The following is a 15,719-nucleotide window of genomic DNA, read 5'->3' as shown; positions in this document are numbered from 1 at the left end:
CCTTGCCGCCTACCTGCAACTCGAATTATTTTGGGTTTAGTTGCCGCGTTTCGTGCTCAAAATAAGCATATAGAACCGACCCAAATGCAGGATAAGTTCTTAGTCCTTGCGCTGCTGGAGCCGACGCAAAGATCGCTCACGGCGACTGTGCTCCCGACTGAGGTCCAACAGAATTTCCTCGATAAACGCCAAGTGACGGTGTGAGGCTTCGCGAGCTTTCTCTGGCTCACGAGCCACAATCGCCTCAAAAATCCCGGCGCGGTGACTGCTCACCGTTGCCAGCATTTCGCGGCGCGAGTAAAGCAATTCAAAGTTTTGTTTAACGTTTTGTTCCAGCATTGGCCCCATGCAGCGCAGTAAATGCAGTAAAACCACATTATGCGCAGCCTCTGTGACAGCAACTTGATACTGCATGACAGCATCGGCCTCGGCATCCAAATCACCGCGGTCTTGTGCTTGCTGAATAACAGTATGGCATTCACGAATGCGTTGTAGATCTTCGTCAGTACCGCGCAGTGCAGCATAATAGGCTGCTACACCTTCGAGGGCATGACGGGTCTCTAACAGATCGAATTGTGATTCTGGATGGTCGGCCAGCAGTTCAGCCAGCGGATCGCTAAAGCTTTGCCACAGATTGGTTTGCACGAAAGTACCACCGCCCTGACGGCGCAACAGCAGCCCCTTAGCCTCTAACCGCTGGATTGCTTCTCGCAGAGAAGGTCGGGAAACATCAAATTGCTTCGCCAACTCGCGCTCAGGCAATAACTTCTCTCCCGGACGCAGCGTCCCTTCCAAGATCAGGTACTCGAGCTGCTGCTCGATAACATCTGACAATTTGGGCTGACGTATTTTGTTGTAGGCCATAATTTGTTGTAAGTTGCGCTGTGCCGTATTGAGTGAATCGTCTCTGCGAGTAGCGCGGAGTCAATTGGTAATACCAATTTCAAAAACGTGACGATAAAGTAACAAAGTATTCACTACCTGTCCATACGGACCTTGACCAAAATCATGAAACCCAGCACATTTTAACAACTTCACTGATATAGCAATGCAAAGTGATAACCTAGTGGTGGTAATACCATTACTTGACGCCAGCGAGTTTTAACTTTTATGAAACGCGTATTTAGGCAAGCTGAAGCGTTATAGTTATTTTATTAGTGAATTTAAATCCTATTTTTGTGAATTTAAATTCAACTCAAAACAAGAAAAATCTGTCTATCTCTCTCCTTCCAGCCAAATACTGGTTTGACCACAATAAAAATAGTCGACTGGTGAATTTTTGTGCAACAAACACCTATTACTGCTTTTTCTGAAAACAACAGCTTGATCACGCATCAACATTTTTATTGGCATTTTGCCTAAAAATTCAGCGGATAAAATAAAAAGCAGATGCAATAATTATTGCCTAGCACTATTCTCTTTTAAACGGTAGCCAATGGAGAAAATTCCATAAAAAGCAACCGTAAACAAAATAATACAAATAATGTAATCAAAATCTTACGCATAGCATGTGGCGCCCGTTTATACCCAATAGATTTATTGTAAGGACAACGGGTTTGCTAGCTAGAAGTGACAACGACAGAGGATGCAATAATGAGTGTTCAACAGGAAGGTGCGGAGCTAAAGCGGGGGCTTAAAAACCGCCACATCCAGCTTATTGCCTTAGGTGGCGCTATTGGTACCGGACTGTTTCTGGGTATCGCGCAGACTATTCAAATGGCGGGGCCTTCAGTGTTACTGGGGTATGCCATCGGCGGTTTTATTGCATTTCTGATTATGCGCCAGTTAGGGGAAATGGTGGTCGAGGAGCCAGTAGCCGGTTCTTTCAGTCACTTTGCCTATAAATACTGGGGTAATTTTGCCGGCTTTGCTTCCGGCTGGAATTACTGGGTTCTGTACGTGTTAGTCGCTATGGCGGAACTCACCGCCGTGGGTATCTATGTACAGTATTGGTGGCCGGAGATCCCAACATGGGTATCAGCCGCCGTCTTCTTCCTCGCCATCAACGCCATCAATCTGGCTAACGTGAAAGTGTATGGCGAGATGGAGTTCTGGTTTGCCATCATTAAAGTAGTCGCTATCATCGCCATGATTCTATTCGGTGGGTGGTTATTACTCAGCGGACAAGGCGGCCCAGAAGCCACGGTTACTAACTTATGGGCTCAGGGCGGATTCTTCCCTAATGGCATCATGGGGTTAGTGATGGCAATGGCGGTAATCATGTTCTCATTCGGTGGGCTTGAATTAGTCGGCATCACTGCGGCAGAAGCAGAAAACCCAGCCAAAAGCATCCCGAAAGCAACCAATCAGGTTATCTATCGTATCTTGTTGTTCTATATCGGTTCGCTGGCAATTTTACTGTCACTTTACCCGTGGGGCAAAGTGGTTGAAGGCGGTAGTCCCTTCGTCCTGATCTTCCATGCATTGAACAGTAATGTCGTGGCCACCGTATTAAACATTGTGGTGCTAACCGCGGCATTATCGGTCTACAACAGCTGTGTTTACTGTAACAGCCGCATGTTGTTCGGTTTAGCCAAGCAAGGTAATGGCCCGAAAATACTGCTGAAAGTCGATGGTCGCGGGGTGCCGGTTCTTGCTATCGCCGTTTCCGCATTTGCGACTGCTTTCTGTGTATTGATTAACTATCTGATACCCGGCCGTGCTTTTGAATTATTAATGGCATTAGTGGTTTCAGCGCTGGTGATCAACTGGGCGATGATCAGCTTGGCACACCTTAAATTCCGTGCTGCTAAAAACCGTCAGGGCGTCACTCCACAATTCAAAGCTTTCTGGTATCCGTTCGGCAACTACCTGTGTTTGCTATTCTTGACTGGCATTCTGGTCATCATGTCTCTGACACCGGGCATCCAGATCTCAGTGCTGTTGATTCCTGCCTGGTTAGTGCTACTGGCTGTCGGTTATATCCTGAAAAACCGCAACCAAAGAGCAAAATCCTAATAGCAGAAAGTATCTTATTATCTTTAGAAAGCTGACAATATTGTCGCTAACGGGCCAGCCATCAGTGCTGGCCCGTTTATTTTATTGAATTGAGACTGAGTTATTGAGGCCGCTCTTACCTGAAGTGGGCTTCTCTACCTGAGCTATGCTTCTCTACCTGATCTATAAATAAAGTCGCTATACCAGTGCGCCATAAATAGTCAGTAAAGCAACCACTACAATCACCGTCAGCGTCACTTTTCGCGCTAAAGATACGGCGGATCTTGGCGTCTGTACTGGATCTAAATGAGGTTCTCGCGCCAGTGAATATTGCGCGAGCTGAGTTAACACTTGGTATTGCGAAGAACGGAAGTCACCCAATGAAGCAAACCAAGCTGGTAAAGCTCTTTCACCGTGTCCTAATAATGCGTAAGCAACACCTACTAACCGCACAGGTATCCAGTCCAACCAATGCAAGATACGGTCAATACCCGATTGAGAACGTTGTAACGGAGTGTTATGTCGCGCTAGCCACGTCTGGTATCCACGTAACATTGCGTACCCCGCCAATGCTACCGGGCCGTAATTAACACATACAACAAACCAGAAGATCGGTGCTAAATAGTAACGGAAGTTTATCCATAACAATGCATTTTGCAGCGATTCCAGCCTGATTTTCTCACCACTATTCATCGGTAAACCATGGATGAGCGCTAATTCTTCGGCCATTTTATCGGTAGCATGGGCATCACCCTGACGTGCTGCTTTCAGGTAGGCGCGATAATGTTTGCGTATTCCCCCCGCTCCAATGCACAGCAGGCAAATAAGTATCCACACCAGTAAAAGAGGGAGGCCAAACAAGATATTTTGCACTAACCGTAAAATCAGCCATACCAACAGCATCCACACAGCGGTCAGTAAAATTGTTTGTACCAATGAAAAGTGGCGTAAACGCATAAATACCACTTCAAGACGATGATCTAACTGCCAATGTTCGCCCAGTTTAAACAAGCGCTCCCATGCCAGCACCAGCAACAGCGTAAACAGTGTCATTAGCTCTTACTCTCCCTTTGCACTTAACCCACCCAGAAACAGGGCATATGCCTCCCGGCATGCATGAACGACAATATCAGACGAAGTGACAAGCTAATACGCGCTTACCATAGACTTCAGGTTAATATTGCATCACTTTCGTATTACGATGGCAAAGATAACTTCACCAAACTCTGTTGATACAATTCCCAATTAAAAGCGGGACCTGGGTCGGTTTTACGCCCTGGCGCAATATCACTGTGACCCGTAACCAGTTCTGCAGTTATCGGATAAGCGGCAAATAGCAGCGCGCTAATTTCAGCCAAACTGCAATATTGTGCGGGCGTAAACGGTAACACATCCGTCCCTTCTAACTCGATCCCAATAGAGAAATCGTTACACCGCTCACGCCCAGCAAAAGTTGATACTCCCGCATGCCAGGCCCGTTTATCAAATGGAACATATTGAATAACTTCCCCATCCCTGCGAATCAGACAATGGGCTGATACTTTAAGATGAACAATATCGGCAAAATAAGGGTGTTCATCGGCGTTGAGTGTGCCAGTGAATAATTGATCGATATACGGGCCGCCAAACTCACCGGGAGGCAAACTGATGTTATGAATCACCAACAAAGAAGGAATTTCGCCTTCTGGCCGCTGATCAAAATGTGGGGACACAACCCGTTTGACCCCAGAAATCCAGCCATTCTTTAACTGCCAGTTATTTTCTAACTGTCCGCTATTTTCTAACTGCATAGTTTACCTAAGCCCCTAATGGTGACACTTCAACCCGCTCTTTTATGGCACTTCTACCAGCAACAGAGTAGCATGTTTGGACAACTATCTATCCGCCATTTCGGAGTTTTCTATGCCGACCCGCAGCTATAATGCCGACAGCCGCCGTGCCGAGCTATTGGAACGAATTCAACGCGATATCCCGTCTACTGTTGCTCAGGCTTTGAGTGAAGACCTTGGTGGTGAGGTCAATGCAGATCGCGACCTTACAGCACAATTACTGCCAGCGGATAAGCAGGCAGATGCCACCATCATTACCCGAGAAGCCGGTATTTTTTGTGGTCAGCGCTGGTTGAATGAAGTGTTTATTCAACTTGGTGCCCAGGTATCTATCACATGGAAAGTTAAAGATGGAGATAAACTGGTAGCGGATCAGGTTCTTTGCCATTTGACTGGCCCCGCACGTATTCTGTTGACGGGTGAACGTACTGCACTTAATTTCCTGCAAACTTTATCGGGTGTCGCTACCGAAGTGAGCCACTATGTGGCCGAACTTTCTGGATTGCATACTCAATTACTTGATACCCGAAAAACAGTTCCTGGGCTGCGTACCGCCTTAAAATATGCCGTCCTCTGTGGTGGTGGCAATAATCATCGGCTGGGTTTATCTGATGCCTTCCTTATTAAGGAAAATCATATTATTGCTGCCGGTTCGATTAAAGAAGCTGTAGCCAAAGCATTTTGGATCCATGCCGATGTCCCTGTAGAAGTTGAAGTTGAATCCCTTGATGAGTTGCAGCAAGCACTAGAAGCTGGTGCCGACATCATCATGCTAGATAACTTCACTATTCCAATGATGCGTGATGCTGTAAGAATGCGCGATGAACTGGCCAAAACCCAGAGTAGTGCACAATTGGAGGTTTCAGGTAACGTAACATTGGAAACTTTGCGTAGCTATGCTGAAACAGGCATTGACTTTATTTCAGTCGGTGCGCTCACCAAACATATTACTGCCCTGGACCTGTCCATGCGCTTTAAATAATCCTATCAAACTATTCTCGGCGGGTAGCTACCAATTGCAGAATATCATTCTGTTCTGCGAGCACCGCCGAAATTATCTGTGACTCCACTGCAATAACCTAAATATCCGACAGTATGCTTCGCAAATCGAGCTGAACCCACTATTGCCCCTCATTTAAAAAGTGCACTCTGCTCACGTTTTCTCAAACACATGGAGAGTGTCAAATGACTAATCAACGAGGTTTTACATTAATTGAATTGATGGTTGCGATTGCCATTATTGCGGTTCTCAGTGGAGTGGGTATTCCTTCCTATCAGCGTTATATCCAAAAAGCAGCGCTCACCGATATGTTACAAACCATGGTTCCTTACAAAATGGCAATAGAGCTTTGTGCTCTGGAACATGCCAGCCTTGATAGCTGTAATGGCGGGAGTCATGGCATTCCTACGGGGGGATCATCCCGCTATATTAGCGCTACGACCATTGATAAAGGCATCATTACATTTACAGGCCAGCAAACACTCGTCAATCTGACTCTGGTTATGTCGCCAACAATAAATAAGAGTGGAAATATCGTCTGGACAAAAACATGTGCCGCAACAAATGACAGTATTATTGATAACTGCAAAGCAGTGTTTCGTTTCAATGATAAGGACTAACTCATGACTGAATTCATGAAGTATCCATCTGAGACAATAAACAGTGAATTACACACGCTTTGCCGCCGCCATAGGTCAATAGCCTTAAAACTCGATGGTAAAAGCCTAACCATCGCGTCATCTGGCCCCGTAAATGAGGAGTTATTAGCTGCGTTGCGTTTTGCTTGTGGCCGTAAAATCAAGGTGGAAAACTGGCCAGAAGCCAAGATTGAACAATCATTAAACTTGGCCCCATCAGTAAAAGGCCGCTTAAGTAAAAAAATAAAATCTACAGAAGCCCATTACGACATATCCCAACAAAACAGAGAACGGAAAAAATCACTATCGCCAAACCCAGAGCAACAAGGTTCGGATGACACATTACTTGATAATGAAAGTGATATACCTGTTGTTCAATTTATAACTCAAACACTTAGGCTAGCGATTCAGAAACGTGCATCAGATATCCATTTCGAACCTTACCAATATCACTATCGTATTCGCCTAAGAATTGATGGTGTATTACATGAATCTCCGCCACCAGCGGTCGAATTATCCAGTCGTATTAGCAGTTGCCTAAAGGTTATGTCCAAGCTGAACATTGCTGAAAAACGGTTAGCACAAGATGGTCAATTGGCTCTAATGCTAGACGGCATCCGCTACTCGATGAGAATAGCGACTCTCCCCGTGCAATACGGTGAAAAAGTCGTGCTGCGTATCCTCAATATGCAACAACAACCTACACTGGAAAAGTTGGGGCTAACCCCCGCGGCCCACCAACAGTTAACCCAAGCGCTATCAGCCCCACAGGGTTTGATTTTGGTCACTGGGCCAACTGGCAGCGGGAAAACCGTCACCCTCTACTGCAGCCTGGATCAACTCAATCAGCCGCAGATAAATATCTGTAGTGTTGAAGATCCTATTGAGATCCAGGTTAATGGCATCAATCAAACGCAAACTAACAGTAAGATTGGGTTAGATTTTTCCAGTGTCTTGCGTGCGATGCTACGACAGGATCCCGACGTGATTATGCTAGGTGAGATTCGGGATAACGAAACGGCAGAAATAGCGGTTAAAGCGGCTCTAACAGGGCATCTGGTACTTTCAACACTGCATACCAATTCCACGGCTGAAACACTGATACGTCTGACACAAATGGGCGTAGCACGCCATTTAATTGCCTCCAGCCTAACATTAGTCATCGCCCAGCGATTGGTCCGCAAATTATGCCTACATTGCCGCCAAACATCACCCGCCCCTTTCCAAGCTCCAAAAAATGTGTGGGAGAACCCACTGCAACACTATATTGCCGTGGGTTGTGAACACTGTTGCGCCGGTTATTATGGCCGAATCGGTATTTATGAAATGTTAAATGTAACACCACCAATCCAACAAGCTTTGCTCAATAACGTCAGCCCGTCAGAGCTAGCCCAAATCGCACAGGAACAAAAACAAATCACATTACTTTCGGCAGGTTTGGCATTAGTCGAAAGCGGCATGACCACTCTCAGTGAAATTAATCGTGTTGTCGGTTTTTTGACAGAAGCAGAGGCAACGCCATGAACTATCAACGCTTATTTAGCTGGAAAGCAATTAACAATTCGGGGCAGTTGCAAACAGGTGTATTACTGGCAACAGAAAAAAATATCGTTTATGAACATATGTTCCGCCATGGATTACAGCCACTAGGTATTAAAAGCGGGAAACGGTTATCGATGAGCTATTGGCGAGGAGAGCGTCTGATCACTGTAACTCGCCAATTAGCGACGTTGTTGCAAGCGGGCTTACCATTAGTGAGTTGTTTGCAATTATTGGCGAAAGAAATGGATGCCTTACCTTGGCAATGTTTATTACAGGAGATAAGTCAGGAAGTTTCACAGGGGCAATCATTATCTGAAGCAATGGCGCATTATCCTCACACATTCCCTCAATTATATCCCCCCGTCATTGCGATGGGGGAGTTGACGGGTAATCTTGAACAATGCTGTACTCAGTTGGTACAGCATCAGGAACAGCAACAAGCATTACAAAAGAAAGTGATTAAAGCGCTTAAATATCCGGCGTTTGTCTGCGTTATTGCATTAGCTGTCAGTATCATCATGCTAGTTTTGGTGCTCCCTGAGTTTGCACAAATCTATCAATCATTCGACACACCATTACCGGCGCTGACTGCCACCTTGCTGTTAATATCGGCATTTCTTACTGCTTATGGGCCATATCTCGCTATATTATTAACATCATTTTTTATTAGCTATTTATATGTACGGAAACATCGAACTTACTGCCAACTATGGGAGCAAAAGCTTTTATTACGCCTTCCGCTAATATCAGCATTGATACGCGGCAGTTGTCTTAGCCAAATTTTCCAAACACTGGCTATTACTCAACACGCAGGGTTACCACTGACGGCCGGATTAGATGCTGCACTTCGTGCCATCAATAACGACAGTTATAAGCAAGCATTGAGAGGAATTCAAAAACAAATCAATCAAGGAGTTCCATTGTATTTGACCCTCTATCAGCACTCTCTATTTCCCCCCCTATGCCAACAAATGGTTCGTGTAGGTGAAGAATCTGGCGCACTTGATGTGCTGTTAGAGAAACTCGCCAGTTGGCACCAACAGCAAACACAGGATTTGGCTGACAATCTTACTCAGATGTTGGAACCACTTTTGATGCTAATTATTGGCAGTATCGTGGGGGTTTTAGTGATAGCGATGTATTTACCGATATTCCAGTTAGGGGATGTCATCGGGTAAAATGATGCTATTAGAGAAGATTATCTAGTGTCATTTTATTAAAAAGAGGCGTTGGTTTACACCCCTTTTTATATCAAGAAATATGCCCGTCATACTTCAAGCTGAATATGCGTTAGCTGTGCTCAATAACCCGGAATTAGTTACTGCCAAACACTCGGTTTTCTTGTTCAGCTACACGAATAAAAGTGGTGCGTTTAGTCAGTTCTTTTAAATGCGAAGCCCCTACATAAGTACAAGCAGAACGCAAACCACCCATAATGTCGCGAATGGTGTTATCAACGGAGCCACGTAATGCCAATTTAACCGTTTTGCCTTCTGCGGCACGGTACTCAGCAACACCGCCGACATGACGCTTCATAGCAGATTCAGAGCTCATACCGTAGAACAGCATAAATTTCTCGCCATTCTCTTCAACAACTCGGCCTTCACACTCGTCATGCCCAGCTAGCATACCGCCCAACATAACAAAATCAGCACCGCCGCCAAACGCTTTCGCGACATCACCGGGTACTGAGCAACCGCCATCACTGACAATCTGTCCACCCAAGCCATGTGCTGCATCAGCACACTCGATAACCGCTGACAACTGTGGATAGCCGACGCCTGTTTTTACGCGAGTGGTGCAAACCGAACCTGGCCCAATCCCAACTTTAACAATGTCTGCGCCCGAGAGGATAAGCTCTTCTACCATCTCACCAGTCACAACATTGCCGGCACAAATCACTTTATCAGGGCAAGCTTCTCGAGCTTTTTGCAAGAAAGAGACAAAATGCTCTGAATAACCATTAGCCACATCAATGCAGATAAATTTCAACGCGGGTGATAACGCTAAAATTTGTTTCATTTTGTCGAAGTCGGCGGAGGAAGTCCCGGTAGAGACCATGACATGCCGTAACACGGATTCAGGAACACGCTTCACAAACTCGCCCCACTGTTCAACAGTGTAGTGTTTATGAACTGCGGTTAGAACATCGAATGATGCCAGGACTTCGGCCATGCGGAAGGTGCCAACAGTGTCCATATTAGCGGCGATAATAGGTACACCGGACCAATTCCAACCTGAATGTTTGAAAGTAAACTGGCGCTCCAGCTCCACTTCCGAGCGGCTTTTCAGTGTTGAACGTTTAGGACGGATTAACACATCTTTAAAGCCTAACTTCAAACCTTCTTCAATACGCATGGCTTATTATTTCCTGGTTATTGGCGATAGATCGCAAAATGTGATCGGGCGTAAATCACGCCATCCCAGTGAAGCTATCATACGCATGAATAATTCTACGACAAGACTGCGAATCCACCTTTATTTACGCTACAATCCCACAAATTACCTGAAGAATAGCGATGACTCTTTTTATCACTGTATTCACTTCACTTATTTTTCTATATAGCTCAAACAGAATGCATAGCTTACTATGCCTTTCCTCCTGCTTTCAGATACAATTCTGCTACTCACTAACAGTATGCAAGGCTAGGCAATGACCTATATTGTGGCTCTCACCGGCGGGATTGGCAGCGGCAAAAGTACTGTAGCAGATGCATTCGCTAATCTCGGAGTGCCTCGTGTTGATGCTGATATTATTGCCCGTCAGGTGGTTGAACCGGGCATGCCTGCATTAGCCGCTATTGTTTCCCGTTATGGTGAAGTGATTTTACAGGCCGATGGCGCATTAAACCGGGCTGTATTGCGCGAGAAAATTTTCAGTGAGCCGCAGGAAAAAGCATGGTTAAATTCATTGTTACATCCACTGATTCAACAGGAAACTCAACGCCAACTCGCCAGTATTGATGAGTCGTACGTTCTTTGGGTTGTTCCCTTGTTAGTTGAAAATGGTTTACATCACAGAGCCAATCGTGTGTTAGTAGTAGATGTTGCACCTGAAATACAACTCGCCCGGACGATGGCGAGAGATGGTATTACCCGCCAACAGGCAGAACATATTTTAGCTTCACAGGTTTCACGGCAGCAACGGCTGGCTTGTGCTGATGATATTATTGACAATAGCGGCGATCCATTAATTATCGCCCCGCAAGTTGCTTCATTACACCAGCAGTATTTAAAATTGGCAGCGGCGACCCAACAGGATCTACACCAATGAGTGACCTCACCTCAACAATACTTTTTGAACATCCGCTTAATGAAAAAATGCGTACCTGGCTGAGAATGGAGTTTTTACTACAACAATTAGAAAGCCAACGTTCGTTAGATAATATTGCCAGTGCACTAACCTTTTTCCGTACTGCATCTGATTTAATTGATGTCCTTGAGCGCGGTGAAGTACGCACTGATTTACTTAAAGAACTTGAACGCCAGCAACAAAAGTTACAGCAATGGAGTGATATGCCCGGTGTTGATATGTCACTGGTGGACTCTCTACGCGGCCAGTTAAAAAACCGAGCCTCAGTATTAATGTCTGCGCCACGTATTGGGCAATCATTAAAAGAAGATCGTTTAATCAGTGTTGTTCGCCAACGCCTGAGTATTCCTGGCGGCTGTTGTAGCTTTGATTTACCGACTTTACATACCTGGCTGCACCAGCCAGAGCAACAGCGTAACCAGCATATTAGTAAATTGCTTGAAAGCTTAACGCCTCTCAATCAGTCGCTGACCATCATTTTGGAGTTAATTCGCCAATCTGGCCCACTGCGCGCACAAATCAGTTTGAATGGCTTCTTCCAAGACAATGCAGAAGGTGCGGACTTACTTAGATTACGTCTGCCGCTAGACCCACAGCTCTATCCCCAGATTTCCGGTCATAAGACCAGATATGCCATTCGCTTCTTACCTCTCGACAGTGAAAATGGTACCGTGCCGGCACGTTTATCGTTTGAATTAGCCTGTTGCTGAGATAAAAATTGTTATACCCAATAGATTTCAAGATGCAGGAAAGCGGCAAACGAGAGACAAATCGGTCGGGAACCGATTTGAACAGCATTTATGCTAGCCCTTAGGGTGAGCCTCAAGGATGAGGCTCATTAATCCCGATGAGCATACAGCGGTAAGTGATTCGGGTGAGTGAGTGCAGCCAACTTGAAAGATGAAAGGTATAAGGAGAAAACATGGAAACTGAAGTTATTGAAGTTAACTGCCCCACCTGTGGGAAGTTAGTTATCTGGGGTGAACAAAGCCCTTATCGCCCATTTTGCTGCAAACGCTGTCAACTTATTGACTTAGGTGAATGGGCAGACGAAGAAAAACGAATTTCCAGCAGTGGTGAATTATCTGACAGTGATGAATGGAGTGAGGAAGACCCTCTTCAGCACTGATAATCACGGCCTGACCAGATGGAGCAAACGGCGTTTTGCTCCACTTCATTCATAAGGTCTATGCTGTAAGTAATTCAATAATAGCCACATTCGCGGGTGGAAACTCCTCAGCCAACAGTTCAGATTGCTTCACCCAACGCATCGGCTGCCCTTCGCGACCAAAGGGTTCACCATCCCACATTTCGACCATATAGAAATGTAATGTTACGATACGGTCAGTAAAAGTGTGTTCCAACACTTTAAGCAAAACAGCCTCTTTCACCACAATTCCAGTTTCTTCTAACAGTTCACGTTTTAAGGCGAGTTCCGGCGTTTCACCTTGCTCAATCTTGCCGCCAGGGAATTCCCAAAAACCGGCCATATGGGAATCAGCAGCACGCTGAGTAACAAAAATCTCTTGCTGGGCGTTGCGAATAATCCCTACCGCGATGTGTAAGTGCTTCAATTTGTTATCTCCTGAACAGTGCATAAATGCTGGCTGGAACACCCTTCTTTTATCTGTTCTAAAATAATCCGTCCTAAAATAGATGGACAAAAAAGGTCAAAATAAAGGGCGGTTTTTAAGCCGCCCTCATCATCAATGCTAATCATTACCTAAAATATTATTGCAGGCGACCGTGGCACTGTTTGTATTTCTTACCTGAACCACATGGGCACGGATCATTACGCCCAACTTTGCGCTCAAGGCTAGCTGCAACACTGGCTTCTTCTTGCGACATCAGCGCACTGTTATCAGATTCGTGGCTGAGTTGCTGCTGCTTAGCCAAACGTTCGGCTTCTTCGCGACGTTGTACTTCCAGTGCTTCAACTTCTTCAGGCATCCGCACTTGTACTTTGCTCAACACGCTGATCACTTCATATTTCAGTGATTCCAACATTGCCGCGAACATTGCGAAAGATTCACGCTTATATTCCTGTTTAGGATCTTTCTGCGCGTAGCCACGTAAATGGATCCCCTGACGCAGATAATCCATCGCCGCCAAGTGTTCTTTCCACAAGGAATCAAGCGTTTGCAACATCACACCCTTTTCGAAGCTGCGCATCATATCGAAGCCAACAACCTCTTCTTTACGGTGATAATCCTCAATTGCTCTTTGAAGAATACGTTCACGTAATGTTTCTTCGTGCAGTTGTGGCTCATCTTCCAACCATTGAGCAATTGGCATATCCAGGTCGAAATCATTTTTCAGACGCTGTTCCAAGCCTTCGATATCCCACATTTCTTCCAGTGACTGGGTTGGAATGTAGCTGTCGATAACCGTTTTGAATACATCTTCACGAATGCTATTGATGGTTTCGCTCACATCAGACACGTCCAACAGCTCATTACGCTGGCTGTAGATAGCCCGACGTTGGTCGCTGGCGACATCATCATATTCAAGTAATTGCTTACGAATATCGAAGTTGCGGCTTTCAACTTTACGTTGCGCATTGGCGATAGCTTTAGTTACCCATGGGTGCTCAATAGCTTCGCCCGGCTTCATCCCTAATTTACGCATCATGCCAGACACACGGTCAGAGGCAAAAATACGCATCAGAGCATCTTCCATTGACAGGTAGAAGCGTGAAGAACCGGCATCACCTTGACGACCCGCACGACCACGTAGCTGATTATCGATACGGCGTGACTCATGGCGCTCGGTACCAATGATATGCAGGCCACCTGAGGCCAGCACCGCATCATGGCGAATCTGCCATGCCTCTTTGATAGCAGTAATTTGCTCTTCAGTTGGATCTTCCAGCAAAGCAATCTCACTCTGCCAGCTCCCCCCCAACACGATATCGGTACCACGACCCGCCATGTTAGTGGCGATGGTTACTGCACTCGCTTGACCCGCTTGAGAAACGATCTCCGCTTCCATTGCGTGGAATTTGGCGTTCAGAACTTTATGCTCAATGCCCGCTTTAGTTAACTCAGCAGAGACCACTTCGGATTTTTCAATCGAGATGGTACCCACCAACACCGGCTGGCCGTTCGCAGTCCGCTCACGGATATCTTCGATAATTGCGCCGATTTTCTCTTGTTCGGTCATATAGACCAAATCTGCCAGATCTTTACGGATCATAGGGCGGTTAGTTGGCACAACAATGGTATCGAGTTTGTAAATCGAGCTAAATTCGAATGCTTCGGTATCCGCTGTACCGGTCATACCGGCCAGTTTCTCATAGAGACGGAAGTAGTTTTGGAAAGTAATGGAAGCCAGCGTCTGGTTTTCGTTCTGAATTTCCACGCCTTCTTTTGCTTCAACCGCCTGATGCAAACCATCTGACCAACGGCGGCCTTGCATGGTACGGCCGGTGTGTTCATCAACAATGATAACTTCACCGTCTTTCACAATGTAGTCAACATCACGGGCAAACAGTACGTGGGCGCGCAAAGCGGCGGTTACATGGTGCATCAACATAATGTTGGCCGGTGAATACAGAGATTCGCCTTCCTCCATAATGCCCGCTTCTACCAGCATTTCTTCAATTTTTATCAAACCGCGTTCAGTCAAATGTACCTGACGTGATTTTTCATCCACAGAGAAATGGCCTTCACCTTGGAAGCTATCTGAGTCTTCTTTTTCCTGACGAATCAGCTTTGGAATCAGTTTGTTAACCCGAATATACATCTCCGAACTATCTTCAGCTGGGCCAGAGATAATCAGTGGGGTACGGGCTTCATCGATCAAGATGGAGTCGACCTCATCCACCAGCGCATAATGCAGTTTGCGTTGCACGCGCTCTTCAGGACTGAAGGCCATATTATCGCGCAGGTAGTCAAAACCAAATTCGTTGTTTGTGCCATAGGTGATATCTGCGGCATAAGCAGCACGCTTAGCTGGCGCTGCCATATTCGGCAAGTTGATACCTACACTCAGCCCCAAGAACTCAAACAATGGACGGTTATTTTCGGCGTCGCGCTGAGCCAAATAGTCGTTGACGGTAACCACGTGAACGCCACGGCCACTCAATGCATTCAGGTAAGCTGGCAGAGTTGCAGTCAGCGTTTTACCTTCACCAGTACGCATTTCTGCGATGCATCGTTCGTTCAGTACCATACCGCCGAGCAACTGGACGTCGAAGTGACGCATGCCAAATACACGTTTACTGGCTTCGCGCACAACGGCAAAAGCCTCAGGGATGAGGGTTTCCAGCACGGCACCTTTTGCCAAGCGCTCACGAAACTCATCAGTTTTAGCGCGTAATTCAGCATCTGTCAGTTTTTCAACTTCAGGCTCCATGCGGTTGATAAGCTCAACCACTTTGCGCATACGGCGCAGTGTGCGATCGTTACGACTGCCAAAAACTTTGGTTAATAATTTGATTAGCATGATTCTCAATATCT

General features: G+C 46.0%; 14 protein-coding genes. 8 read left to right on the top strand and 6 right to left on the bottom strand.

The features are described from left to right. Positions 1 to 99: 99 nt before the first annotated feature. Positions 100 to 864 carry a pyruvate dehydrogenase complex transcriptional repressor PdhR gene (gene pdhR, locus DXZ79_RS03945; RefSeq protein WP_038636247.1) on the bottom strand — a complete coding sequence of 255 codons (765 nt, stop codon included), beginning with the start codon at positions 862 to 864 and terminating at the stop codon, positions 100 to 102. 729 nt (positions 865 to 1,593) lie between these two features. Between pdhR and DXZ79_RS03935 the strand changes: the two genes are divergently transcribed. Continuing rightward, positions 1,594 to 2,958 carry an amino acid permease gene (locus DXZ79_RS03935; RefSeq protein WP_038636249.1) on the top strand — a complete coding sequence of 455 codons (1,365 nt, stop codon included), beginning with the start codon at positions 1,594 to 1,596 and terminating at the stop codon, positions 2,956 to 2,958. Between the two features lie 177 nt (positions 2,959 to 3,135). Here DXZ79_RS03935 and ampE read toward each other — a convergent pair whose 3' ends face one another. Together ampE and ampD are read right to left on the bottom strand one after the other, a co-directional pair. Further along, on the bottom strand, positions 3,136 to 3,990 hold the full coding sequence (gene ampE / locus DXZ79_RS03930; protein WP_038636251.1) for a beta-lactamase regulator AmpE: 855 nt from the start codon (positions 3,988 to 3,990) through the stop codon (positions 3,136 to 3,138). A gap of 143 nt (positions 3,991 to 4,133) precedes the next feature. Then, on the bottom strand, positions 4,134 to 4,727 hold the full coding sequence (gene ampD, locus DXZ79_RS03925) for a 1,6-anhydro-N-acetylmuramyl-L-alanine amidase AmpD (protein ID WP_038636253.1): 594 nt from the start codon (positions 4,725 to 4,727) through the stop codon (positions 4,134 to 4,136). 112 nt (positions 4,728 to 4,839) lie between these two features. Here ampD and nadC point away from each other — a divergent pair, with 112 nt between their 5' ends. The 4 genes from nadC to hofC all read left to right on the top strand — a co-directional run bounded on the left by nadC (position 4,840) and on the right by hofC (position 9,124). Further along, entirely contained in the window at positions 4,840 to 5,748 is a 909-nt protein-coding gene (gene nadC, locus DXZ79_RS03920) for a carboxylating nicotinate-nucleotide diphosphorylase (protein ID WP_038636255.1), read from the top strand. Between the two features lie 203 nt (positions 5,749 to 5,951). Further along, positions 5,952 to 6,386, top strand: a complete 435-nt coding sequence (ppdD, locus tag DXZ79_RS03915; protein WP_038636257.1) for a prepilin peptidase-dependent pilin — start codon at positions 5,952 to 5,954, stop codon at positions 6,384 to 6,386. A gap of 3 nt (positions 6,387 to 6,389) precedes the next feature. After that, positions 6,390 to 7,928 carry a type II secretion system protein GspE gene (gene gspE, locus DXZ79_RS03910; protein ID WP_050291604.1) on the top strand — a complete coding sequence of 513 codons (1,539 nt, stop codon included), beginning with the start codon at positions 6,390 to 6,392 and terminating at the stop codon, positions 7,926 to 7,928. Then, complete coding sequence (gene hofC, locus DXZ79_RS03905) at positions 7,925 to 9,124, top strand: protein transport protein HofC (protein ID WP_038636261.1); 1,200 nt, start codon at positions 7,925 to 7,927, stop codon at positions 9,122 to 9,124. Before gspE ends, hofC begins: the two co-directional genes overlap by 4 nt. A 136-nt stretch (positions 9,125 to 9,260) precedes the next feature. Here the strand turns inward: hofC and DXZ79_RS03900 are convergent, their stop codons facing one another. After that, a complete protein-coding gene (locus tag DXZ79_RS03900; protein WP_038636263.1) occupies positions 9,261 to 10,304 on the bottom strand; it encodes a GMP reductase in 1,044 nt (347 codons plus the stop codon). A 295-nt stretch (positions 10,305 to 10,599) separates the two neighbouring features. On the opposite strand from DXZ79_RS03900, the gene coaE reads away from it, so the two are divergent. From coaE to yacG, 3 genes are all read left to right on the top strand, one after another. Continuing rightward, positions 10,600 to 11,220, top strand: a complete 621-nt coding sequence (gene coaE / locus DXZ79_RS03890) for a dephospho-CoA kinase (RefSeq protein ID WP_038636264.1) — start codon at positions 10,600 to 10,602, stop codon at positions 11,218 to 11,220. Further along, a complete protein-coding gene (gene zapD, locus DXZ79_RS03885; protein WP_038636266.1) occupies positions 11,217 to 11,969 on the top strand; it encodes a cell division protein ZapD in 753 nt (250 codons plus the stop codon). The genes coaE and zapD overlap by 4 nt, the downstream gene beginning before the upstream one ends. 212 nt (positions 11,970 to 12,181) lie before the next feature. Then, entirely contained in the window at positions 12,182 to 12,388 is a 207-nt protein-coding gene (gene yacG / locus DXZ79_RS03880; protein WP_038636268.1) for a DNA gyrase inhibitor YacG, read from the top strand. A gap of 58 nt (positions 12,389 to 12,446) precedes the next feature. On the opposite strand, the gene mutT is transcribed toward yacG, so the two are convergent. After that, positions 12,447 to 12,833 (bottom strand): 8-oxo-dGTP diphosphatase MutT, encoded by a 387-nt coding sequence (mutT, locus tag DXZ79_RS03875; protein ID WP_038636270.1) that lies wholly within the window; start codon positions 12,831 to 12,833, stop codon positions 12,447 to 12,449. A 157-nt stretch (positions 12,834 to 12,990) separates the two neighbouring features. Then, positions 12,991 to 15,705, bottom strand: coding sequence for a preprotein translocase subunit SecA (secA, locus tag DXZ79_RS03870; RefSeq protein ID WP_050291603.1), 2,715 nt, complete (start codon positions 15,703 to 15,705; stop codon positions 12,991 to 12,993). Positions 15,706 to 15,719 lie beyond the last annotated feature (14 nt).

It is taken from the genome of Yersinia rochesterensis, from assembly GCF_003600645.1.
Taxonomy (GTDB): Bacteria; Pseudomonadota; Gammaproteobacteria; order Enterobacterales; family Enterobacteriaceae; genus Yersinia; species Yersinia rochesterensis.
Note: the sequence above shows the minus strand (reverse complement) of the source record. Positions and strands in the feature narration are given on the sequence as shown.